The sequence below is a fragment of the Pseudomonas sp. SDO5271_S396 genome (assembly GCF_054071795.1).
This window is the reverse complement of the sequence record NZ_JBSVWB010000001.1, coordinates 329301-351134: the sequence shown is the minus strand read 5'-3', so window position 1 is coordinate 351134 and position 21834 is coordinate 329301. Positions and strand designations below refer to the sequence as shown.

The 21834-nt window shown below is 60.6% G+C and carries 19 protein-coding genes; 10 read left to right on the top strand and 9 right to left on the bottom strand.

Annotated elements, in window-relative coordinates; genetic code table 11:
• Window positions 1–76 precede the first annotated feature (76 nt).
• Genes ACW9IN_RS01665 through ACW9IN_RS01650 form a run of 4 tightly spaced genes read right to left on the bottom strand, consistent with a single transcriptional unit; the run spans window position 77 to window position 4649 of the window.
• Window positions 77–1315, bottom strand: a complete 1239-nt coding sequence (locus ACW9IN_RS01665) for an efflux RND transporter periplasmic adaptor subunit (RefSeq protein WP_457364237.1) — start codon at window positions 1313–1315, stop codon at window positions 77–79.
• Window positions 1305–2783, bottom strand: coding sequence for a TolC family protein (locus tag ACW9IN_RS01660; protein ID WP_457364236.1), 1479 nt, complete (start codon window positions 2781–2783; stop codon window positions 1305–1307). The genes ACW9IN_RS01665 and ACW9IN_RS01660 overlap by 11 nt, the downstream gene beginning before the upstream one ends.
• Entirely contained in the window at window positions 2776–3975 is a 1200-nt protein-coding gene (locus ACW9IN_RS01655) for an ABC transporter permease (protein ID WP_457364235.1), read from the bottom strand. The genes ACW9IN_RS01660 and ACW9IN_RS01655 overlap by 8 nt, the downstream gene beginning before the upstream one ends.
• Complete coding sequence (locus ACW9IN_RS01650) at window positions 3972–4649, bottom strand: ABC transporter ATP-binding protein (RefSeq protein ID WP_457364246.1); 678 nt, start codon at window positions 4647–4649, stop codon at window positions 3972–3974. Before ACW9IN_RS01650 ends, ACW9IN_RS01655 begins: the two co-directional genes overlap by 4 nt.
• Window positions 4650–5037: 388 nt before the next feature.
• On the opposite strand from ACW9IN_RS01650, the gene ACW9IN_RS01645 reads away from it, so the two are divergent.
• Together ACW9IN_RS01645 and ACW9IN_RS01640 are read left to right on the top strand one after the other, a co-directional pair.
• Window positions 5038–5790, top strand: coding sequence for a TetR/AcrR family transcriptional regulator (locus ACW9IN_RS01645; protein ID WP_457364234.1), 753 nt, complete (start codon window positions 5038–5040; stop codon window positions 5788–5790).
• 256 nt (window positions 5791–6046) lie between these two features.
• Complete coding sequence (locus tag ACW9IN_RS01640) at window positions 6047–9895, top strand: Ig-like domain-containing protein (protein WP_457364233.1); 3849 nt, start codon at window positions 6047–6049, stop codon at window positions 9893–9895.
• A gap of 61 nt (window positions 9896–9956) precedes the next feature.
• Here the strand turns inward: ACW9IN_RS01640 and ACW9IN_RS01635 are convergent, their stop codons facing one another.
• Window positions 9957–11021 carry an FUSC family protein gene (locus tag ACW9IN_RS01635; RefSeq protein ID WP_457364232.1) on the bottom strand — a complete coding sequence of 355 codons (1065 nt, stop codon included), beginning with the start codon at window positions 11019–11021 and terminating at the stop codon, window positions 9957–9959.
• A 165-nt stretch (window positions 11022–11186) separates the two neighbouring features.
• Entirely contained in the window at window positions 11187–12803 is a 1617-nt protein-coding gene (locus tag ACW9IN_RS01630) for an NADP-dependent glyceraldehyde-3-phosphate dehydrogenase (RefSeq protein ID WP_457364231.1), read from the bottom strand.
• Between the two features lie 161 nt (window positions 12804–12964).
• On the opposite strand from ACW9IN_RS01630, the gene ACW9IN_RS01625 reads away from it, so the two are divergent.
• A complete protein-coding gene (locus tag ACW9IN_RS01625; protein WP_457364230.1) occupies window positions 12965–13831 on the top strand; it encodes a Dyp-type peroxidase in 867 nt (288 codons plus the stop codon).
• Window positions 13832–13836: 5 nt separating this feature from the next.
• Here ACW9IN_RS01625 and ACW9IN_RS01620 read toward each other — a convergent pair whose 3' ends face one another.
• The 3 genes from ACW9IN_RS01620 to ACW9IN_RS01610 all read right to left on the bottom strand — a co-directional run bounded on the left by ACW9IN_RS01620 (window position 13837) and on the right by ACW9IN_RS01610 (window position 15369).
• Complete coding sequence (locus tag ACW9IN_RS01620; RefSeq protein ID WP_457364229.1) at window positions 13837–14181, bottom strand: hypothetical protein; 345 nt, start codon at window positions 14179–14181, stop codon at window positions 13837–13839.
• Between the two features lie 85 nt (window positions 14182–14266).
• Window positions 14267–14788, bottom strand: coding sequence for a superoxide dismutase [Cu-Zn] SodC (gene sodC / locus ACW9IN_RS01615; RefSeq protein ID WP_457364228.1), 522 nt, complete (start codon window positions 14786–14788; stop codon window positions 14267–14269).
• A gap of 113 nt (window positions 14789–14901) precedes the next feature.
• The gene (locus tag ACW9IN_RS01610; RefSeq protein ID WP_457364227.1) at window positions 14902–15369 is read right to left on the bottom strand and encodes a winged helix-turn-helix domain-containing protein; all 468 of its coding nucleotides are present in this window, start codon (window positions 15367–15369) and stop codon (window positions 14902–14904) included.
• Between the two features lie 708 nt (window positions 15370–16077).
• On the opposite strand from ACW9IN_RS01610, the gene ACW9IN_RS01605 reads away from it, so the two are divergent.
• The 7 genes from ACW9IN_RS01605 to ACW9IN_RS01575 all read left to right on the top strand — a co-directional run bounded on the left by ACW9IN_RS01605 (window position 16078) and on the right by ACW9IN_RS01575 (window position 21782).
• The gene (locus ACW9IN_RS01605; RefSeq protein ID WP_016969018.1) at window positions 16078–16239 is read left to right on the top strand and encodes a hypothetical protein; all 162 of its coding nucleotides are present in this window, start codon (window positions 16078–16080) and stop codon (window positions 16237–16239) included.
• A 127-nt stretch (window positions 16240–16366) separates the two neighbouring features.
• Entirely contained in the window at window positions 16367–17257 is an 891-nt protein-coding gene (locus ACW9IN_RS01600; RefSeq protein WP_457364226.1) for a SctD/MshK family protein, read from the top strand.
• Between the two features lie 26 nt (window positions 17258–17283).
• Window positions 17284–17640: a hypothetical protein gene (locus ACW9IN_RS01595; RefSeq protein WP_457364225.1), complete on the top strand. Its 357-nt coding sequence runs from the start codon at window positions 17284–17286 to the stop codon at window positions 17638–17640.
• Window positions 17640–17975: a type III secretion protein gene (locus ACW9IN_RS01590; protein WP_457364224.1), complete on the top strand. Its 336-nt coding sequence runs from the start codon at window positions 17640–17642 to the stop codon at window positions 17973–17975. Before ACW9IN_RS01595 ends, ACW9IN_RS01590 begins: the two co-directional genes overlap by 1 nt.
• Entirely contained in the window at window positions 17972–20110 is a 2139-nt protein-coding gene (gene sctV, locus ACW9IN_RS01585; protein WP_457364223.1) for a type III secretion system export apparatus subunit SctV, read from the top strand. Before ACW9IN_RS01590 ends, sctV begins: the two co-directional genes overlap by 4 nt.
• On the top strand, window positions 20107–21387 hold the full coding sequence (locus tag ACW9IN_RS01580) for a type II and III secretion system protein family protein (protein WP_457364222.1): 1281 nt from the start codon (window positions 20107–20109) through the stop codon (window positions 21385–21387). Before sctV ends, ACW9IN_RS01580 begins: the two co-directional genes overlap by 4 nt.
• Before the next feature lie 14 nt (window positions 21388–21401).
• A complete protein-coding gene (locus tag ACW9IN_RS01575) occupies window positions 21402–21782 on the top strand; it encodes a hypothetical protein (protein WP_457364221.1) in 381 nt (126 codons plus the stop codon).
• The last annotated feature ends 52 nt before the right edge of the window (window positions 21783–21834 follow it).

The window sequence follows — 21834 nt, the reverse complement described above, 5'->3', positions numbered from 1 at the left end:
TGGTGCGTGGGGGGGGGGTGTGTGGACGGAAACACCGCTTTCGCGAGCAAGCCCGCTCCCACATTTGGAACTTCATTTATCTTGGGACTTTCACCAGCCCGGGTTTCAGGCCGAATACCTCGACGCCTTGCGGTGTGGACTGCCCGGTGGTGACCTTTACCCGCTCCACCGGCTTGTCCATCGTCTCCCGATACTCCACTTCACCGCCCTTGATCGCCTGCGTCGGCACCACAATTGCCTGTTGATTGTTGTACGTGACAATGGTCAAGCGCGCGCTCATGCCCAGTCGCACCCGCTGCAATTGTTGCGGTGTGAGCTTGGGAATCGACAGGGTCACCGGAAACTGCGCGCTGCCCTGGACTTCGCTGGGGATCGCCAGGCCGCTGACGACGCTGACCGAGCCTGTCAGCCGCTCACCTTCAAAACCATCGCCCATCACTTCCACCGTCTGGCCCTGATGTAACTGGTTGATGTCCAGTTCCGAGACTTTGGCGATGATTTTCAGCCGTTCGATATTGGCCAGCCCGAACAACACCTGGCCCTGGCTGACCTTGCTGCCGGCCTGCACGGGCACGTTGCCGCTGCCGCTCTGTGAATTGCTGTTGCCCGGGGCCGGCACCACGATGCCGGAAAACGGCGCCTTGACGTCCTGGCCCTCGAGCAGAGTGTGCAGCGCATCGTACTTCACCGTGGCGTTGGTCAGTTCCATGTCGGCGATCTGGCGATACTCGCCCTTGCCCTGGTCGAGCGCCTGTTGCAGTTCGGCCTTGGCGGCGGCGAGGTCCATCTGTTGTTGCTGGGTCAGTTGCTTGAGGTCATCCAGTTCGTTGCGCGGGATGATGCCGCGCTGGAACAGGTTTTCACTTTCGGCGAGCTTGCGCTGGGTGTTGTCGGCGGTCATTTGTGAGGTACGCAAGGCGCGGCGGGCACGGCTGACGACGGTGCTGCTGTCCCAGTCCTGCATTTCCTGCACGGCGCGCCGTGCCTTGAGCTGCACGGAAAGCGCATCGCGCAGTTGCACCTGAACCGTGGACGGGTCCATGCGCAGCAGCACTTGGCCGGCCTCGACGCGCTGGCCTTGCTGCACCAGGTTGGCCAGGACATTGCCGTCGAAGGGCGCCGTGAGGATAAGGGTGGTTTCGGGCTCGATCTTGCCCACCAGGCCGATCTGATGCTCAAGCCGGTCAGGCTTGACCTCCAGCCATTGCTCGGTGGCCGGGGCAGGGCCGGACGCCGGGCTGCGCAGGGCAATCCCCGCACTTGCCAGCAGCACGAGCGACACCACCACCAGCAGGCGTTTTCGATTAGTAGTCATTAAGGGCGATTTCCCAACTTTCCAGCGTCATGCCCAGGGTCAGATCGAGCTGGGTCTGGGCGTTCAAATAACTGATCAACGCGTTGAGCCGCGCGTTCTCGGCGTTGCGCAGGTCACTCTCGAAACTCAGCACCTGGAAGTTGGAGGAGCGACCGGCGCTGAGTTTTTCCCGTTCGATGTCGATCTTGCGTCGCGACAGTTCCACCGCGCGCTGGGAGATTTCGTACTGGCGCCAGCGTGTGCCGAGGTCGCGCACCACATCATTGACGCTGCGCTCCAGCGCCTGCCGGGCGTCGGTGATGCGTACCGCCTGGTCTTCCACATTCACCCGCGCACGCACCTCGGCCTGGCGGGTGCTGATGTCGCCGATGGGAATCTGCACCTGCACGCCGGCGTAGCTGTCCCAGGTGCGATTGTTGCCGCTGCCGGTGTCGTTATTGTAGGTGTCGCGTATCTGGTTCGCGCCGGCCACGAGGTCTACCTGCCAGCGCCCGGAGTCTTTGGCGATCACCAGGTTGAGGTCGGCCTGTTGGCTGCCGAGCAGGGCGGCGAGGTATTCCGGTTGCTGGTTCTGCGCCAGGTTGAAGGCCTGGCGCTTGTCGATCTCCATGGGCCTGGCTTCCAGTGCTTCGGTGGCGCGGATGGGGGTGGACAGGTCCAGTGCCAGCAGGCGCAGCAGCGACAGACGGCTCGTATCCAGCTGGTTCTGGGCTTCTTCCACGCCCAGTTGCTGGGTAGCGATGTCGGCTTCGGTCTGCACGATCTCGAATTCGGCCATGCGTCCGGCGCTGATCAACGCCTTGTTCACTTCGAGCAGGGTGTCGGAGCGCTTGAGTGCGTCCTGCACGATGTTCAGTTGCTCCTGGGCGCGCAGCAGCTCGCGATAGGTGGCGATGATCTGGCTGATGGTCTGCGCCACCGTGGCCTTGAGGTTCAGGCGGTTGGCCTGTTCCGACAGGCGCGACAGACGCAGGGGGGCGGTGGTGGCGTCCCAGCCGGCGCCGCGCATCAGCGGCTGGATGATCGCCAGGTCCAGGCCGTCGCTGCGGTAGCGGCCGGCGCGGTCGGCGTTGTTCAACTGCTGGGTCCAGGCCATGCTCAGGCGCGTGCCGTACTCGCCCAGCAGGCTGGTGGCGGGTGCCAGGTTGGCGTTGCGCGCGTTGTCTGCCGAGCCGCGTGTGCTGCGGTAGTAACTGTTGAGGGTGAGCTTGGGGTTGAACACATCTTCGGCCACCCGCAGGTCGAACTTCTGCGCGACCCGTTGCAGGTAGGCGCTACGGATCGCCGGGTTGTTGCGCAGGCCCAGGTACACCGCATCGCCCAGGGTCAGGCTGGTGATCTGGGCGTTCAGCGAGACGCTGCGCTCATAGCCGCTGCGGGTGGTGCTCGGCGCCGAGGGCTTGATCACCACGTCGGCGGCCATGCCCGGCAGGCTGACCAGCGTCAGCCACAACAGCCACTTATTCATCGCGCAGGGCCTCCACGGGCTGCAACCGTGAGGCCGAGACGGCCGGGTACAGGCCGAAGAACAGGCCCACCAGCAAGGTACTGCCCACCCCCAGGGGCAAGGCGGCGACCGCCAGCGCGAAACTCCACCCCGACAGCCACGCATAGAGGTACGCGGCGGTCATGCCCAGCACCGCGCCGCACAGGGCGCCGACGGCCGTGAGGGTGACGGCTTCGAGCAGGAACAGGTTGCGGATATCCCGCCGCCGCGCGCCGAGGGCCATGCGAACGCCGATCTCACGGCGGCGCTCCGAAACGTTCATCAGCATCACGTTCATCACCCCCACGCCGCCGCCGATCAGGGAGATCGCACCCAGCGCCAACAGCAGGTAGGCGAAGGTCCGGCTTTGTCGGGTCATGCCATCGATCATTTGCTGGGGGACCTGGATATTGACGTCATGGTCAGGGAGCAAAGGCTGCAGTGCCGCGCGGGTTTGTTGGGCCAGGTGCTCCATGTCCTGGCCGGCTTCGGCGCGGATGATCAGGCTGCCGATCTGCGGGCTGCTGTAGATGCGCCGCATGCCGGCCGCGGGGATGAACAACGATTCGTTGGCTTGCACCGGCATCAGCATCGCCCGGGGTTGGCCTTGCAGGATGCCGATCACCAGAAACAGGTAATCGTTGATGCGCACCCGGTCGCCGAGCTTCACCGGATCGCCCGGAGCGCCGAGGTCCCGGGCCAGTTGGTCGCCGATCACGCCGTAGGTTTCATTGGCGTCGAAGTCCGACAGGAAACGCCCCTCGCGCACCACCAGGCGCATGGCCTCCTTGATGCCGGCTGTGCTGCCGGCAAAACTGGCGTTGGCGCTGCGGCCATGGAACACAACGGGGCCGCTGAACAGGGTCAATGCGCCGATGTGGGCAATGCCGGGCACGGCCAGGTGCACGGCGTCGAGGTCGAGGCGCGCGGGCATCGGCGTGTTGCTGCCGCCTTTGGGCGCAAATTGCGCCACCAGCGTGTCGGTGCCCATGTCCTTGAAGATCAGCGCGGCGTCGACGGCGGCGTTGTGGCCGATATTGATCAGCGCCACCACTGACGAGCTGCCGATCACGATGCCGAGCAAAGCCAGCACCGAGCGTTTGCCCAGGGTGCGCAGGCTGACGAATGCTTCGTGCAACAGTTGGCTCAGGCTCTGTTCGACCCTCAGGCTCATGGGCGCCCGGCCTCATGCACGACACCGTTGCGTACCAGGATCTTGCGCTCCAGGCATTCGGCGATGTGCGGGTCGTGGGTGACGATAACCAGTGTGACCTGGCGCTCGCGGTTCAGCGCCAGCAGCAATTCCATGATGTCCTGGGCGGTGCTGCTGTCGAGGTTGCCGGTGGGCTCATCGGCCAGGATCACCGAGGGGTTGCCCACCAGCGCTCGGGCAATCGCCACACGTTGGCGCTGGCCGCCGGACAGGTCGGCCGGGCGATGGTGGGCCCGCTCGGCCAGGCCGACTTGCGCGAGCATGCGCTGCGCCTGTTCCACCGATTCATGGCGTGACACACCGCGATAGCTCAGGGGCAGGGCGACATTGTCCAGGGCACTGAGGCGGGGCAACAGGTTGAAGCTCTGGAACACGAAGCCGATCTGCTGGTTGCGGATCGCCGCCAACTGGTCGGGCGTGGCGCTGAAAATGTCATGGCCGGCAAAGTGGTACTGGCCGCCGTCGGGCAGGTCCAGCAAGCCGAGGATGTTGAGCAGGGTGCTCTTGCCGGAGCCCGACGCACCGAGAATGCCGCAGCTGTCGCCACTGGCGATGTCGAGGCTGACCTCATTGAGAATGGACAAATGCTGCCCGGCGAGCTGATAGCTTTTGCCGATGCCTTGCAGAGAGATCAAGCCTGGGTGCGCGGGGGTATCTGTCATCATGACTACGCCTTCAGTCTCGACGGTGCCGTCATCCCCCGGTAAAGCTTTGTAACAAGTTCGGGAGCTGCCTGGGACGCATCACGGACTGGTTTTATTTCTTGTTTTTAAAATATTGTTTGAATAGTAACCGCGTTCCCGGCGCTTCGCCAGCCATGGATGTAGAGCGGTTTTACGCGTTGAAACGATTTCTCTGCGGCCCGGCCAGGCTAGCTCGAATCGCCCCCAGCTGACCTTGAGGTGCCCGCCAGTCAAGGCTTTGATGGGGTATGGCGGAGTGTCACCACTTGCTTTCGATCAACCGCCCCGGTATAAAAAATCAAATTATTTTTTAAAACAATATTTCCCGTGTGGAACTTCTATGGTCGCGAAGAAACTCAGCGCTCCAAACGTTACCAAGACTCGACTGCTGGATGCGACAGAGGCTCTCTTCATCAAGTACGGATACGACGCGGTTTTACTCAGGCAGATCACGGAGCGTGCCCAGGTCAACCTGGCCGCTGTGAACTACCACTTCGGGGACAAGGATTCCCTGATGAAAACCCTGCTGATGCAACGCCTGGAGCCGCTCAACGAGCAGCGCCTGGAACTGCTGGCGCGGTGTGAAGCGGAGTCCGACGGCCCCCTCGATTGCGATACCTTGCTCGGCGTGCTGTTCGCCCCGGCCATGGGCCTGGAACGCAGCGATCCGGCCAGCGGGGAAGGGCGTTCGTTTATCCGGTTCCTGGGGCGGGTCTACAGCGACACCTCGCCGTTTATCCAGGAATACCTCAAGGTGCATTACCAGCCGGTGTTCCAGCGTTTCTTTGAAGCCTTCGCCCTGGCCTTGCCGGACCTGCCACGCAATGAGTTGGGCGTACGCCTGCAATTTGCGCTCAAGGCGATTTCCGGGGTAATGGCCGGCACTGAACTGCGCCTGCTGATGAACTCCATGAGCCTGGGTCGCCCCGCCACGGACGCCGAAGTCATGGCCAAGTTGATCACCCTGGTGTCCGCGGCGATTCGTGTGCCGCAGCAGAGCCCGGAAGCCGAAAACGCCTTGGCCAAGGTGCTGGATACACAACGGGCCATTCGCGAACAGGCCAGTGAATCGGTCGCCAAGGCCTCGCGCTAGCTCAAATTCCAGGCAAAAAAAACCCGCTGGGGCGGCGGGTTTGATGTGAAGCATTTGTAACGGATGAGGCTTCACACTACGGCTGACGATGTGAATAAAACGTGAAAAATATGTAGGAAAAGCAGTTGAGTGTCGTCGCGCACTTCTGCCATTGGTCGAGACTGTCAGATTTGACAGGTAGACGCATTTAAGTGTTGGGCGTTTGATTATTTCTCATCGTGCGTGTACGCCGCGCGCTCTAAATGAGGAGATGGTCATGCCCAAAAAGACAGCCGAATCAGAAAAAGATGGCGCACTGAAAAAGAAACAATCGGCCAAGAGTGCCTCGTCGGCGGACACGCCAAAAAAACAGGCGCTTGCCAAAACGCCATCTTCCTCCAGCAAAAAAAAACGCCGAATAACCGATCTGGATTCTCCCTATACATCACCGCTACAGGTCTTTCCTGTAGAGGATCATAATTACGGCCTTGGCATTCGTCACATCGAAGAAGGGCTGGATTACGTATTCGATCGGTGGACAAACTTGAATGTCGGGGACACCTACCGGATATGGATGAACGGCATCCGGATGGCTCAGGACACGGTAAAGCTCGAAGAGGCTTCCGCTCCCAGGTTCTATCTGAATATTCCCAGTACGACCTTATTGTTTGGAACGGTAGTGAACGTCTATGGCGAGGTCGAACGAGTGGGCTCCGGGACGATCAGCAGTTCGCCGCCCTTGCGTGTCTTTTTAAAGAAAACCCGTCCTGGTGGGGCAGACGACCGGCCTGATCAAAACTGGCACTCCAAGCTTGTTCTGACGCTGTCCGAAACCTTCATAGACTCCGTTGTCGCTAGCCGTGGCATTACGGGCACAATCAAGCATTGGGAGCACATGCGCAAAAACGACTTGGTCATGTTTTATTGGGGCGAACACAGGCTGGATTTAGCTCCGGTTACTGCGGATCAGGTGGGACATGATTATGTATTTGACATTCCTCCCAGCTTTTTAAGCCTCGCGGGGTGTGGTCACTTTGTTGCCCAGTTTTATTTGTACGACGAAGTGCGCAACCGTTCGGGTGAACTTCAGCCTTGGAGCAAGCCTGTTCCCGTGACTGTGGACCTGGATATTACTCTGCTTGATGAGCCCATCATTATCGAAGCCGACCAGGACACGCTGGTGCTGGATGCCGAAGCCCTGGGTAGAAATCCGGCAACTGCAGAGGTCGATGTTCGGCGCAACGGGCCTTTTAGATTGTATGACTGGATTGAACTGGAGGTGCACGGAACGACGCCCGAAGGCGAAGATGTCAGCACCCGAATGCGGCAGGAGGTGGTGAGAGTTCCCCAATATTACGAATTCCCGATCGCCAACGAGTTTGTCAGGTCACTTATCCAGAGCACAATTACTGTGAGTTATGTCCGGATAAGAACGGGAGCCGATGATCTTTCTTCCCGCAAGTCGACTTACACCGTTGCCGGTATGCGCTATGTGTTGCCCAAACCTTCCGTTGATCAGGCGCACGGACCGTTCATTCCTGCCGACCTTTCCTTTATCACCGCGCGCATGCCCAATTACCAGCCTCCTGGCAATGCGGGTGACGAGCTGAAGGTTGAGATCGTCGGTCAGTATATTGATGGTTCTGTTGAGCGAAGAACGAGTGTCCGCTCGGCGGGGGTCCATCCGCGGTTGCGAGATATCTTCAAAGCTGATTACGAGGTCTTTGAAGGATTGCGAGACACTCACATTTACTATGAGGTGAGGGATTCGTCTGAAATTCGAGAGTCTGAACGGCTTTATGTGCAGATTGGTCGACCAATACGTGAGTTGCGTGCGCCCACTATTCGAGAAGCCATCAACAATAATGTGGATCCTGAAAATATCGGCAGCGTCGGTACTCTTGAGTTACTGGAGCAGTTTAATTCGGGCGACGTTGTGGTCGTCCAGTATACTGGATCGGTTACCGGAACTGAGGCGTTCAGTTACATCGTGGGAGTGGCGAGCAACCCTTTCATAGCGGATGTCCCTAAGCGACTATTTACCGATAATAATGACGGCACGTTGACGGTCAGTTACACGCGTGAACGCTTTGGCCAGACTCAGTTGTCTGAAGAGCTGGTTGTCACAATAGGCAAGGCGTTGGGCGAGTTGTTCGAGCCTGAAGTGTTGGGCGCTGATCCTGATCTTAAAGAATTGGATCCCGACGTCGCCTGGCCTGCGGGAGTGACCGTACGAGTCAGTTATGAGCATATCAAGCGTAACGACAAGGTAAAAGTATGTTGGTGTGGGTTGTCCGGCCTGGGCAGCTATTTCGACATCAAAGAAAACCAGAGCGGAACATATATTGACTTTACGGTGCCGGCAGAAACGGTAGGCTTCAATATTCACCCGTTGGGTCGACCGATTGAAGTTTACTTTGTGGTCATTCGTAATGGGTTTGAAACGCAGTCGCCAGTGTTGACGTTGCAGCTGCTAACGTTGCGTGGTCTCTCCGGGCCCAAGATTGATAGCATCGGCGAGAACGCAGTGCTGGAAATTCCTCTGCTTCAGGATTTTGATGAAACCCGCGTGGCGCCTTGGAGGTTTGCACGACTGGGGCAGCGTCTGTGGTTGCACTACAAAGGAACGCGCAGTTCCGGTGCAGACTACGATAATTATGTTTTTCTTGGTCGCGCGATCAATGCAGAACAGGTTATCAGCGGTATTACCAGTGAAACACCTGTGTTGGCGCTGCGTAACTTGAAAGAATGGACTGAACTGACCATTACCTTCCTGGTCACGTTTGATCATAGCAATGAGCAGATGAACGCCGTGCCGTTTGACGTCCGGCATCACATGGTGCAGTTGGTTGCCAATACGTACCCTCATCCTGCCATCAAAGACTCTACGCCTGCCACTGGCGCGTCTGTGACTGTCGACCCATTGGTCATACAGAACAAGTGCCAAGTGTTGGTGAGTTATCCCAACATGAACGTAGGCGGCACGGATCGAATTACACTTTATTGGATTCGCGAGGATGGCTTAGCCTTGGAGGTAGCCACAACGGATGGGCTGGCAGGTGGAACGGTAACATTCAATATAAATAATGATTATCCTGCCCAAAGCATTAATAGCACCGTCCGGTTGCAATATACAGCTGTGTTGGGCAGGGGAGGCAGTGCGGAGTCTGAGGAACAAACGGTAAGGGTGGGGACCATTGCCGCGGGTAGTCTGCCACGGGCCTTGATCAATAGTGTTGCCCATGGTGGGACGCTGGTGCCTGCCAGTTTGACGGGCGACGCGATGTTGGCCTTGAACAAATGGATTTACAGCCGCACAGGACAGACGGTATGGATTGAAATTACGGGTACGGGCGTGGGTTCGCGGCACTTACTGACGGCGTACAAAATCAACTCGAGCGAGCAGGCGAATGGTTTGCGTAATATCCCAGTGCCCCGCAGCTTTTTGATGAGTGTGCCAAATAATGGTTCGGTAAGAGTGTTAGTGCACGTAAATTTTACAGGCAGTACCGATAAAAGTAAGGCGGTGGCGTTTAATGTGACGGATTATTCTGTTAGACATACGTCTCCGCTGGATTTTAATCAGACTTCGGTCTACTTGAGTGGGCGTACCTACCTGCTTAATGGGAACAGTACATTGCCTAACTTTAACTCATCAAACTCAATTACTCGCACCGCCTCTGGAGGTACGCCGGGTTACACTTATCGATCCAGTAATACCAATGTTGCAGTTGTGACAACATCGGGCGGCTATGTGACCGTCAGGGGTAACGGTTCTGCGACGATCACCGTTACCGATAATTCAGTTCCGGCTCAAGTCAGAAGTTATATTGTTTATGTTAGCAACGTTGTGTATTGCTATGGTCTTGGGCGTAATCACTACACAGGTATCGTTAATGAGGCGAGTCGTCAGGGAGTACGGCTGGCGAATATCTATGAATTGAGAGAGTTAAGCGCAGCTTATGGTGCACACTGGCCGATGGGTAACGACTATTATTGGTCGAGCACCTATTCGCATAATTTCTTGCTCTTTAACTACTACTACGGAAGAAACATAAACACAGGCGCTGAGGCGACGTTCAAGCAGTGGGTCGGAAGTCAGTTACTGGGGGTGGGGCTACGTTAGACTCTGTCATTCTGAAAGGACCGGGCCAACGGGAGGGTTGGCCCTGCTTTCATTTTCAGTATTATCGGATGCTCCAGTGAGTCGCTGTCGTGGCGAGTAAGCCGCGCATTGAATCGACATTAGTTGCCAATTGCATTGTCAATAATGAAAACCCACCTGACGGACGTTCCCCTGTAGCGGCGGCTACGGGTTCGCTATTGACCGTGTCGAATGGTCGCGCCAACCGCTCCGTCACCCCCGACCTCAATGCACGCGCCATTCCCACCAACTGCACCCGGATCTGCCGGTGCTCGGTCTTCAACATCACCTGCATACGCGCCGTTGCCTGTTCGTCGCGCGGGTCCGGCCGGGTATTGCCGAGAATCTCCAGTGTGCTGATGCACATGCGCAAATGCCGCTGGATGGCATCCAGTTCGGTCATGGAGATGCGCACTTCCTTGGACACCGACGGCATCAGCGAGCGCAATTGCACCATTGATGCATTCAGCCGGTTTAGCACCTTCACATGGTAATCATCGGTCACCGACTGGCCATTGATGATCCGGCTGTAGATCTCGGCACAGTCACGCAATGCGCCAGCCAGGTTGTAGCGCCACGAATACACGGCATACAGAGGCAGGGCGAAGGAAAACGCCAGGGCCAGGACAATGCCGATCAGAATGTCCACCGTGCGCCACAAGCCATCCGACAGCGGGTTGTCACCGTGCCCGGCCACGATGAACACCGTGATCGCCGACAACAGCGCGATGTACCCGCCCTTGCCGATGGCGTGATAGGAAAAGAACCCGCACACCACCGACATCAATAAGTAGGTCAGCAACGGCTGGCCCAGGTACGCCTGTTGCACCACCAGCAACAGGCCGACGGTGGCGCCGATCAAGGTGCCGTAGGCACGCTCGACGGCTTTCTTGCCGATATTGCCGTGGTGCTGCAAACCGCCGATCACAATCAGCATGGTCACCGACGCCCATTCACCGTGGGGCAGGTTGATGCCGGTGGTCAGCAGGATGGTCGCCAACAGGCCGATGGACACGCGCACCGCATGGATCAGCTTGGCGTGGCGATAGCGACGGTAGGGGTCGAGCAACGGGCGCAACAGGCGCCGGGCAAACATGGGCAGGTTCATCGGTAGTAAAAGGCCTCCAAAAGCGCGGGTTAATTCGATCGAATGTAGGAGCTGGCTTGCCTGCGATAGCATCCACTCAGTGTGTCTGAAGCACCGAGGTGCTTGTATCGCAGGCAAGCCAGCTCCCACAGGTGCTCGTTTTTCATAACGGGCTCCGAGATGCCGTCAGAAGATGTAGTCGGTGCTCAGGAAGTTCGAGTCACGGTTGCGCAGGATATCGCTGACCAACGCCTTGTTACTCTCCTGGAACCTGGTCGCCACCAGCGTGCGGATCGAAAACACGCGCAACGCGTCGTGTACCGACAGGGTGCCTTCGGCCGAGTTCTTGCGCCCGTTGAACGGAAAGGTGTCCGGCCCGCGCTGGCACTGGGCGTTGATATTGATGCGGCCCACCTGGTTGGCGAAGGTGTCCACCAGGCGTGCGACCTGTTCCGGGTCGGTGCCGAAAATGCTCAGTTGCTGGCCGAAGTCCGATTCCAGCACGTAGTCGATGACCGTCTCCAGGTCGCGATATGGCACGATGGGCACCACCGGGCCGAACTGTTCCTCGTGGTACACGCGCATCTGCGGGTTCACCGGGTACAGCACCGCCGGGTAGAAGAACGAACCCCGACTGACCCCGCCGTCCGGGTTCACGACTTGGGCGCCATGTTGCCTGGCGTCGGCCACCAGCCCGTTCAGATAGTCAACCTTGCCCACTTCCGGCAACGGCGTCAGCGACACGCCGTCGTCCCAGGGCATGCCGGGCTTGAGTGCCGCCAGCTTCTGGTTGAATTTCTCGATGAACCGCTCCACCACGGTTTCATGCACGAACAGGATCTTCAACGCCGTGCAGCGCTGGCCGTTGAACGACAATGACCCGGTGATGGCTTCGCTCACGGCATTGTCCAGGTCCACCTCCGGCAGCACGATGCCGGGGTTTTTCGCATCCAGGCCCAGGGCCGCGCGCAGGCGGTGCGGCTTGGGGTGCAGCTTCTTCAGGTCGCTGGCAGCCTTGTTGGTGCCGATAAATGCAAAGATATCGATCTTGCCGCTGGCCATCAGCGCGCTGACGGTCTCGCGACCGCTGCCATAGATCACGTTGATCACGCCGGCCGGGAAGCTGTCGCGGAACGCTTCCAGCAGCGGGCGAATCAACAGCACGCCAAGCTTGGCCGGCTTGAACACCACGGTGTTGCCCATGATCAGCGCCGGAATCAGCGTGGTGAAGGTTTCGTTCAGCGGGTAGTTGTAAGGGCCCATGCACAGCGACACGCCCAGCGGTACGCGGCGGATCTGCCCCAGCGTGTCCTGTTCCAGCTCGAAGCGGCTGGAGCGCCGGTCCAGCTCCTTGAGGGCATTGATGGTGTCGGTGATGTAGTCGCAGGTACGGTCGAACTCTTTCTGCGAGTCCTTGAGGTTCTTGCCGATCTCCCACATCAACAGCTTGACCACCGCGTCGCGCTGTTCACGCATGCGCCGCAGGAACGTTTCGACATGCTGGATTCGGTCGGCCACGCGCATCGTCGGCCATTCACCCTGGCCACGGTCATAGGCGCGCACCGCAGCATCGAGGGCGGTGAGCGCGGTGTCGGCGTCCAGCAGCGGGGTGCTCCCGATCACCACGCGCTTTTCACCCAATTGCACCGGGCTCTGTACCTGCGCCAGCGGCCCGTTCCAGGTCTGCAACTGGCCGTCGACCAGGTATTCGCGCTGTTCGATCGGCGCTGCCAGGCGGAAGGGTTCGGGAATATCCGTGATGGCGGTGGGAAACAGCTGGGCGAGCAGGTGTTCGGTGGTCATGGCGCTACCCCTTGGATTATTGCAAAGCATGACTGGAAATCCTGACTAGAGAGTCACCCAACACAGGGCCCTGTGGCAAGGCTTGTACGCCCGGCGCAACGCAAGGCAGCGTACGGCCTGTGCTTTGGGATAAACTGCGCGCCTTTCCAGAAGGAGTTCACATGAGTCAGTACCAGCCGGGCATTCTTGCCGCCCCGGTGCCCTTGCAGGCACGTCATCTGTTTTTCACCGTGGATTCACTCGACGCCGTGCCCGCTGCACTGGACGTGCTGGTGCAGTTGACGGATGCGGCGGTGGTGGTCGGTTTCGGTGAACCGCTGGTGCACGCGCTGGGCGCACAAATAGAAGGGCTGCGTGCCTTCCCGGCGATCAGCGGGCCGGGTGCGCACAACCCGTCGACCCAGCAGGCGCTGTGGGTGTGGTTGCACGGCGTGGACCGTGGCGAGTTGCTGTTGCGCAGCCGCGCCTTTGAAAAGGCCCTGGCGCCGGCGTTCCGTCTGGTGCAGATGACCGAAGGCTTCCGCTACAAGACCGGTTTCGACCTGACCGACTACGAAGACGGCACCGAAAACCCCCACGACGATGCCGCCGTGGAAGCCGCCCTGACCGACAGCGGCGCCAGTTTCGCCGCGATCCAGCAGTGGCAGCACGACCTCGATGGCTTCGCCGCGCTGCCCGCCGAGGAACGTGACCACATCATCGGCCGTCGCCACAGCGATAACGAAGAACTCGACGACGCCCCGGCGTCGGCCCACACCAAACGCACCGCCCAGGAAAGCTTCAGCCCCGAAGCGTTCGTGGTGCGCCGCTCCATGCCATGGGCCGAGAACGGCCAGGCCGGGTTGATGTTCCTGGCGTTCGGGCATTCCTTCGAGGCGTTCGAAGCCCAATTGCGCCGCATGAGCGGGCTGGAGGACGGGATTGTCGACGGCCTGTACCGCATCAGCACGCCATTGACCGGTGGCTATTACTGGTGCCCGCCGGTCAAGGACGGGCGCCTTGATCTCGGCGGCCTGAACGCGGCTTGACTGATTCAGCGGTGAATCTGGATTTCCCGATAGCCCATCTTGTACATGCAGTCCTTGACCACGATGTCCCGGGCGCCGGCGCTCATATCGGTGGAGTTGTAGCTGGTATTGGTCGAGTACAGCGGGCGGCTGCGGCATTTTTTGCTGTTGCGGTCGCAGTCAGAGGCATTGGTCTGTGACGACTCGCTGGTGACCACATAGCTGGGCGGCACGGCGCGGATGGCGTCGGCGGTGCAGGACAGCACCTGGCGGTCCTTTTGCTCGCGGGTGGTGTTGTCCTTGTACCAGTCGTATTGCACGCAGCCCGTCAACAAGAGGGCGAGGCCGGCGCAGGTCATCATCATTTTCATAGGCAGGGGCATTCAAAAGGGGAGTCGAGAAGGTAAGAAAGGGCCGGTCACGGGGGTGACCGGCCCTTTTTTGTGCGGCAGGGTATCAGATCACGCCACAGGCCACGCGCTCACCGCCACCGCCCAGTGGCTTGGGCATGTCGGAATGGTTGTCGCCACCGGCATGAATCATCAGGGCATGGCCCTTGATCTGGGCCAGGGTTTTCAAACGCGGCGCCAGCACCGGGTTGGTGGAGGTGCCGTCCATGTTCACGTACAGCGCGGGCAAGTCGCCCAGGTGGCCGTCAGCATAAGGGCCCAGGTGCTTGCCGGTCTTTTCCGGGTCGAAGTGGCCACCGGCGGCCAGCGCGGCAACTTTCACACCGTCTTTCACGCCGGCTTCGCAACTGCCGTTTTCGTGGATGTGAAAGCCGTGCACGCCCATCGGCAGGGACTTGAGATCAGGGGTGAAGATCAGGCCGTAGGCCGATTCGCTGATGGTCACGCTGCCAACCGCTTGGGGAGCGCCGTCGGCACTCACCAGGTTGACCGGGACTTGCAGCGAAGCCGCCTGGGCGGAGCCGACCGCGAGAACACTGAGCAGGCCGAGCAAAAGGGAGCGATTCATGAAGTAGTTCCTGAGGTTATGTGTGTTGGGCAGTCTCGGGAAATACAACAGGCGGGCCCGCTGAATAATTCCGTCGGAAAAAACTATTTTTCCAACGGAATAACCCTGTTCGGTCAGCTGTTTTGCATGCCCACCTGGGCAAACAGCGGCATCATCCCGGCGCCCCGACAGTGGCGGCAGCCATACACGCCGAGCACCACCGGCTGCTTTTTCACCGGTTCCGGCGGGGTGGCGCGTTCGAACCAGGTGGGTGCGACAAAACGGTAACCCTGGCCCGGCGCCGTTGCGATGTAAAAGGCGTCATCGTCGCCCAGGGCGCGGCGAACGGCCTTGATCTGAGTGCGCAGGTTGCATTCCTCCACCACCAGCCTTGGCCAGGCGAGCTCGAGCAGTTCGGTTTTCTCCAGCAATTCTCCGGGCCGCGAGGCGAGGGCGATGAGCAAGGTCAGGGCGCGGCTGCCCAGGGCAACGGGTTGCCCGTGCTTGAGGAGCAGATGACGTCGGGGCAGCAATTGGAACGGGCCGAAGTGGATCTCGAAGGATGCGTCATCGGTGAACTGGCTGCGTTTGGGGTACGTCATGTCATTAAACCTTTGTGCGTTGAAAACACAGCCCGGTGCAGCTCCCTGTTGCGCCGGTCTGTCGGGGGAGGGTCGGGTGTTGCGTGTCGCGGGCGTTGTCATGGGCATCTGCTAGTTGTTTCATATATCAGGGCCTGCGCACTAAGTGTTTTAGCTATTAGTGCAACTGTACTAATCAGGCGCCGCAGTATTAGTTGGTCGCGGGCACTAAGGTCGCTCGCGCCGAGCTATCAAACGCGATGATCAAGTCGCTTTTGTTACAAATGGAAATATCCGCAAAGTTGGGCAAAGGGCTATTAGCGAAAAATGTGAAGTCGTCGCAAAAAAAATCGTGAAGCCGGCGTGTGAAGGACGGTTAAACGGTGTTGGATCCCGGCCCTTTGGGCACCTCGGCGCAACCTGCGGGCGTGCAGGCCCCGTAAACACTGGAGGCTGCCGTGTTTGGATTTTTGGAAAAAAGTTCCGCGCCGTGCGGGTGATGAATTTTTTTCAACGCCAGGTTGAGCCAAACCTTTCACGCCCTGTATCTGAAACGTTTCACAAGCTTTCACAGCGAAGGCGTTTTGATCGTGAGTAGTATGGAACCCATGCAAACCAACGGCGGTTCGAAAGCTCACTGTCTGACGTTTTGAGCATTCACCGGTTTGCATACATTCAGGTTGCTGTTGCGCAACTGAATAACTTCCCTATCGATGCAAGGAGATGAACATGGCTGATGTCCCACCAGTAAAAGCAGGCGGCGCCGACGACGCTATCGCGAAGATGGAAGCGACCTTCAACATGGCTATCGAGAAGTCGGCCAAGATCACTGAAATCAGCACCGCGAAAAAAGCGGAGCTCGACGCCACCAAACAGCGTCCGCAGAACTGATTCGCCAAACGGGCGGCGCCGGCGCTGCCCGTTTACCCACTGCTTTGTGTTTCACAAAACGTTGCACCGTTGTTGATCGACACAGGCGTGATTGCGGCCTGTGATTCTCAAGGGGGCAAACCCGAACATGACAGCCTTGATTTCCCTGGGCCCGGTCGCCGGTATTGGCGCGCCGACCCTGACAGTGACCGGTGGCTTGCATCAGGGCAGTTCCCTGGTACTCGACCAGCCCGTCTACACCATCGGCGCGGACCTCGCGGCCGATCTCGTTCTGAGCGATCCGGGCATTGCCGGCTTGCACCTGCGCCTGCGTTTTGACGGCGGCCAGGTCGCGGTCGAGGCATTGGGCGGAGATGTGCAGATTGCGGGCCTTGTACGTATTCCCCAAGGCAGCGGCCATCGCGCGCGCCTGCCAGTGCAACTGCGCATCGGCGCGGCTGGCGTCAGCCTGGCGTTGCCGGAAGGCGCGGAAAAACCGACGAAAACCCCTTCTCATACCAAGCGCACACCGTGGATCGTCGCGGCGGCGTTGCTGTTCATTTGCGCGGGCGCGTTGGCGTTTCGCTCGGAGGCACCAGTGTTGCCCGCTGCCGCGGTGGTCGATGCGCCGGCGGTGAAAAAACCGACCCGCGAACAGGCCAAGGCCTGGCTGGAGCAGCAACTGCAAGCGGCGCGCCTGGACGGTGTGAAGGTCAGCAACAGCAACGGCCAGCTCAGTGCCGTGGGCAGCTTCGAACAATCGCAGAAGCCACAATGGCTCGCCCTGCAACAAGCCTTCGACCAACGTTACGGCCAGCAGATCGTGCTCAACCCCCGGGTGGCGGTACGGGCCGACGCCGCGCGGCCACGCGTGCGGTTCCAGGCCGTGTGGTTCGGGACCAATCCTTACGTGATCAATGACAGCGGCAAGCGCCTGTACCCCGGCGCGGCCCTGGCGGACAACTGGGTGCTGGAGCGCATCGAGAACAACCAAGTGACTCTCGCCCGTGGCGAGGAGCGCTTTACCTTTACCTTATGACGCTGCCTTACAGCTAAGGCCCTGGGATGAAAGTCGAACCCCGCCCGTTGATTCCCAGTGACGTGCGCAGTGCACCGGTCGAAGCGATTCGTCCGGTCAGCTCGCGTCAGGCGACCGCTTTCGAAGCGGTCGTGAAAACCCGCAAGGTCCAGACTCGCCGCTCCCTGCGCAGTGACCTGGAAGCACTCACCAGTGCCGCCGGCGTCGACTCGTTGCTGTTCGGCAGTGCCCGTTCCCTGGAACTGCTGGAGCATGTGATGGAACACATTCTGCCAAGCCTGGACGCCGAGCCGCATATCAAGGAACTGGCGGTCGAGCTGATCAGCGAAGAAATCGAGGTGCGCCGCAACCTCGAACAGCAACGCTCGGAGGTACATGCCTGATGGCCCGAGATCACGATGACGCCGTGCAACTGCTCAAGGGCATCGGCGAACTGTACCGGCGCAATGGCCAGTCCCAGCGCGCCCTGGTCATGCTGTTGATTGCCGCCAGCGTGGCGCCCCACGACGGCGTGTTGCTGCGCTCGCTGGTGCTGGCGTTTACCGACAGCGGCGATGCCAATCGCGCCCTCGGCGCCCTTGACCGCCTGGTGGCGCTCGAAGGCGAGTCCGCCAGCCTGTTGCTGCTGCGCGCCCGCGCGCTGTGGTACGGCGAGCGCAAGGACGAGGCGCGTCAGTGCTTCAAGCGCTACCTGGCCGCACGCAGGGCCGGCGCATGAGTGCACTCAACAGCCTGAACAACCTCGCCCGCGTTGCCGCCCAACGCACTGATGTGATCATCGTCGCCTTCATGCTGATGGCCATCGTGATGATGATCATCCCGCTGCCCACCTACCTGGTGGACATGCTGATCGGCCTCAACATCGCCTTGAGCATCCTGATCCTGATCGTTGCCTTCTACATCGGCCATTCCGTGGAGTTCTCCGCGCTGCCGCCGTTGATTCTGCTCAGCACCCTGTTTCGCCTGTCCCTGTCGATCACCACCACCCGCCTGATCCTGCTGCACGGCGACGCCGGTCACATCGTCAAGGCGTTCGGTGACTTTGTGATCGCCGGGCAAGTGGTGGTGGGCATGGTGGTGTTCCTGATCATCACCGTGGCGCAGTTCGTGGTGATCACCAAGGGCGCCGAGCGCGTGGCGGAAGTGGCCGCGCGCTTCACCCTCGACGCGATGCCCGGCAAACAGATGAGCATCGACAACGACTTGCGCAACGGCGATATCGACCAGGGTGAAGCCCGTCGTCGCCGTTCGCGCCTTGAGCGTGAGAGCCAGATGTTCGGCGCGATGGACGGCGCCATGAAGTTCGTGAAGGGCGACGCGATTGCCGGCCTGGTGATCCTGGCGGTCAACCTGCTGGGCGGCATGCTGATAGGCATGATCGAGCGCGACATGCCCTTCGGCGTGGCGGTGCATACCTACTCGCTGCTCACCGTGGGTGACGGCCTGATCGCGCAAATCCCGGCGCTGCTGATTTCGGTGGCCGCCGGTACCGTGGTCACCCGCGTGAACAGCGACGGTGAGAGCGGCGACCTGGGCAGTGAAATCATCAAGCAACTGGGCGCCAGTCACCGCGCCCTGGGCCTGACGGCGTTGATCATGATCGGCGTCAGCCTGTTGCCGGGTTTCCCGACCTGGGTGTTCCTGGCCCTGTCCCTGGTGTTCGGCGGCGCGGCCTTTGTGATGTACCGCCGCCACAACCGTCAACCGCAAGCCGAGGTGGAGCCGTTGCTCGAAGCGCCGGAGCCGCAGGTCGAAGTGCAGGCCGAACTGGACGACAACCTGATGCCCGACACCCGGGTGCTGCTGACCATCGGCAGCGGCTTGTCCCAGAGCGCACCGCGCCAGTTGCTGCGCCAGCGGGTCGAAGCGCTGTGTCACGACATTCGCACCGACCTGGGCGTGGATGTGCCGGTGCCGGGCATCTACATGGAACCCAAGGCCCCGGCCGGTGGTTTCCGCGTGTCCCTGGAAGGCGTGCCGGTGAGCGAGGGCGAAATGCCGGTCAACTGCCTGTTGTTGCAGGACGACCCGGTACATGTGCAGCTGCTCGATATCGCCACTGTGCAGGCCGATTCGCCGCTCAATGGCCGCGCGTCGCACTGGATCGAGCGTCAGCACGAAGAAACCCTGCGCAACGCCGGCATCGGTTTCCTGCTGCCCGATGAAGTGCTGCGCGGTGTGCTGGAACGCAGCCTGCGACGTTACGCTGCCGACTTCCTTGGCATCCAGGAAACCCGCCTGTTGCTGGAGCGCACCGAAGCCACCTATGGCGAACTGGTCAAGGAGGCCTTGCGCCTGGTGCCGTTGCAACGCGTGGCCGAAACCCTGCGTCTGCTGATCGGCGAGGGTGTGTCGATCCGCAACCAGCGCGCCTTGCTCGAAGCCATGGTGGAGTGGGGCGCCCGCGAGACCGATGCTGGCCGTCTGGCCGAACACCTGCGTGCATCCCTGGCGCGGCAGATCAGCCACCAGTACGCCGACCGCAACCGCGTGATCGGTGCCCTGGTGTTGGCGCCGGGCCTGGAAGATCAACTGCGCGGTGCCCTGCGTCGCCAGGAGCCACAGCGCGAACTGATCCCCGAGGAAGTCAGCCGTGCGTTGATCGGCCAATTGCGCCTGGCCTGCGAAAACATCCGCGAAGTCAACAGCGCCGTGTTGCTGGTGCACCCGGAACTGCGGCGCGGCCTGCGGCGCCTGGTGCTGCGCGGCGAACTGGACCTGGCGGTGCTGTCGTTCCGCGAGTTGGCCACCGAGTACAACCTGCAGGCGCTGGTCACCATCAGCCTGACCGATATTTCCAACCGCCGCGCACCTGGCGCGGCTTCCGTCACCCCGCTGGCGTCCGCCTCATGATGCGTTTTTGTGTGTTGTTGTTGGCTGTGTTTTCGTGTGTGAGTCAGGCGCAGGAAATTGCCGCCGGTGCCGCCGGCTCCATCAACCTGGCTTCCGGCGAAGGGCGGATCCTGCATTTTGTTGCGCCAGTGGATTCGGTGCTGGTGGCCGAGCCCAATGTGGCCGACCTGCAAGTGGTGTCGCCGGGCACGATTTACATCTTCGGCAAGGCGCCGGGCAACACCAGCCTGATTGCCCTGGGCGACGACGGTAAACAACTGGCGAGCCTGACCCTGTCGGTGAGCAGTGGCACCCAGGCGGTGACCGCGCCGATGCAGACGCTGCACCCGGGCAACGGCGCGCAAATCAGTGGCGCCGGCAACCGTCTGATCGCCAAGGGCACTGTGGGTTCGGTGGGCGAAGCGACTGACCTCAACGCGTTGCTCAACCCCCAGGGGCAGGGCTTTCAAAGCGCGATCAACACCACCGAATATGCCGGTTCCGCCCAAGTGAACCTGCGGGTGCGCTTTGCCGAAGTGTCGCGTTCCGAGCTGCTGCACTACGGCGTGAACTGGAACGCAATGTTCAACAACGGCACCTTCTCGTTCGGCCTGATCACCGGCGGTCCATTGGCGGCCGCCACGGCGGGTGGCCTGGCCACCGCCGGTACCGGCTCGGGCAACGTGAATATCGACGGCATGCTCGACGCCTTGCAGGCCAACGGTGTGTTGCAGATTCTCGCCGAACCGAACATCACCGCCATGACCGGCCAGACCGCCAGTTTCCTCGCCGGTGGCGAAGTGGCGATTCCGGTGCCGGTCAACCGTGACCTGGTGGGTATCGAATACAAGTCGTTCGGCGTGTCGCTGCTGTTCAACCCGACGCTGTTGCCCAACGGCCGCATCGCCCTGCAAGTGCGTCCGGAAGTCAGCAGCGTGGTCAGTGGCGGGACCGTGGATTTCGGCAACTTCCATGTGCCGTCGTTCAGCGTGCGCCGTGCCGATACGCGGGTGGAAGTGGGCAGTGGGCAGACCTTCGCGATTGCCGGCCTGTTCCAGCGTGAGAGCAGCCAGGACATCGAGAAACTGCCGTTGCTGGGCGACGTACCGATCCTGGGCAACCTGTTTCGCTCCAAGCGCTTCCAGCGCAACGAAACCGAACTGGTGATTCTGATCACCCCCTACCTGGTGGAGCCGGTGCGCGGTCGCACCCTCGCTACCCCACTGGATGCCCAACCGGCTACCGCAGCGGCCACCGGACCGCGCAGCGGCGGGGCGTTCGGTTTTTACATGAATTGATAAGGGGGCCTGCCATGACGGTTATGCGTGTGTTGATGCTGTTGCCCCTGGCGCTGGTGGGTTGCCAGACTCATCTGGCACCGGCGTATTACTCCTCCGAATACCGTGCGGACGGTGTGCCGACCCAGTGTCAGCAACCGCCGGCGACGGACACCATCGGCCTGGGCGAAGACTTCAAGCCGACCCTGGCGCTGGGCTGTGCGAACAACCTGAACCTGATGCAGATGGTGGAGCGCCGCCAGGACCTGACCCAGGGCCGCGCAACCGGCCCGGTGATGGCCGCCCCGGTAGGCCGCGCCGCCCAGGTGTACATCGAAGGCTTCGACCGCGAGCAATTGCAGCGGCGCAAGGACCAGCAGGAAGCCAAGGCCGGCGCGCCGGGGGGTGAGCAATGAAGCCTCAAACGGCTGAGCAAAAAAGCACTTGTGCTGAGCGGTTCACCCCAGA

Bases quoted from the DNA above. Each gene is read 5' to 3' on its own strand.
- ACW9IN_RS01640 (WP_457364233.1), top strand. From the start codon at position 6,047: ATGCCCAAAAAGACAGCCGAATCAGAAAAAGATGGCGCACTGAAAAAG.
- ACW9IN_RS01575 (WP_457364221.1), top strand. From the start codon at position 21,402: ATGACGGTTATGCGTGTGTTGATGCTGTTGCCCCTGGCGCTGGTGGGT.
- ACW9IN_RS01620 (WP_457364229.1), bottom strand. From the start codon at position 14,181: ATGAAAATGATGATGACCTGCGCCGGCCTCGCCCTCTTGTTGACGGGC.
- ACW9IN_RS01590 (WP_457364224.1), top strand. From the start codon at position 17,640: ATGGCCCGAGATCACGATGACGCCGTGCAACTGCTCAAGGGCATCGGC.
- ACW9IN_RS01665 (WP_457364237.1), bottom strand. From the start codon at position 1,315: ATGACTACTAATCGAAAACGCCTGCTGGTGGTGGTGTCGCTCGTGCTG.
- ACW9IN_RS01660 (WP_457364236.1), bottom strand. From the start codon at position 2,783: ATGAATAAGTGGCTGTTGTGGCTGACGCTGGTCAGCCTGCCGGGCATG.
- sctV (WP_457364223.1), top strand. From the start codon at position 17,972: ATGAGTGCACTCAACAGCCTGAACAACCTCGCCCGCGTTGCCGCCCAA.
- ACW9IN_RS01605 (WP_016969018.1), top strand. From the start codon at position 16,078: ATGGCTGATGTCCCACCAGTAAAAGCAGGCGGCGCCGACGACGCTATC.
- ACW9IN_RS01655 (WP_457364235.1), bottom strand. From the start codon at position 3,975: ATGAGCCTGAGGGTCGAACAGAGCCTGAGCCAACTGTTGCACGAAGCA.
- ACW9IN_RS01580 (WP_457364222.1), top strand. From the start codon at position 20,107: ATGATGCGTTTTTGTGTGTTGTTGTTGGCTGTGTTTTCGTGTGTGAGT.
- sodC (WP_457364228.1), bottom strand. From the start codon at position 14,788: ATGAATCGCTCCCTTTTGCTCGGCCTGCTCAGTGTTCTCGCGGTCGGC.
- ACW9IN_RS01635 (WP_457364232.1), bottom strand. From the start codon at position 11,021: ATGAACCTGCCCATGTTTGCCCGGCGCCTGTTGCGCCCGTTGCTCGAC.
- ACW9IN_RS01600 (WP_457364226.1), top strand. From the start codon at position 16,367: ATGACAGCCTTGATTTCCCTGGGCCCGGTCGCCGGTATTGGCGCGCCG.
- ACW9IN_RS01595 (WP_457364225.1), top strand. From the start codon at position 17,284: ATGAAAGTCGAACCCCGCCCGTTGATTCCCAGTGACGTGCGCAGTGCA.
- ACW9IN_RS01630 (WP_457364231.1), bottom strand. From the start codon at position 12,803: ATGACCACCGAACACCTGCTCGCCCAGCTGTTTCCCACCGCCATCACG.
- ACW9IN_RS01610 (WP_457364227.1), bottom strand. From the start codon at position 15,369: ATGACGTACCCCAAACGCAGCCAGTTCACCGATGACGCATCCTTCGAG.
- ACW9IN_RS01645 (WP_457364234.1), top strand. From the start codon at position 5,038: ATGGTCGCGAAGAAACTCAGCGCTCCAAACGTTACCAAGACTCGACTG.
- ACW9IN_RS01625 (WP_457364230.1), top strand. From the start codon at position 12,965: ATGAGTCAGTACCAGCCGGGCATTCTTGCCGCCCCGGTGCCCTTGCAG.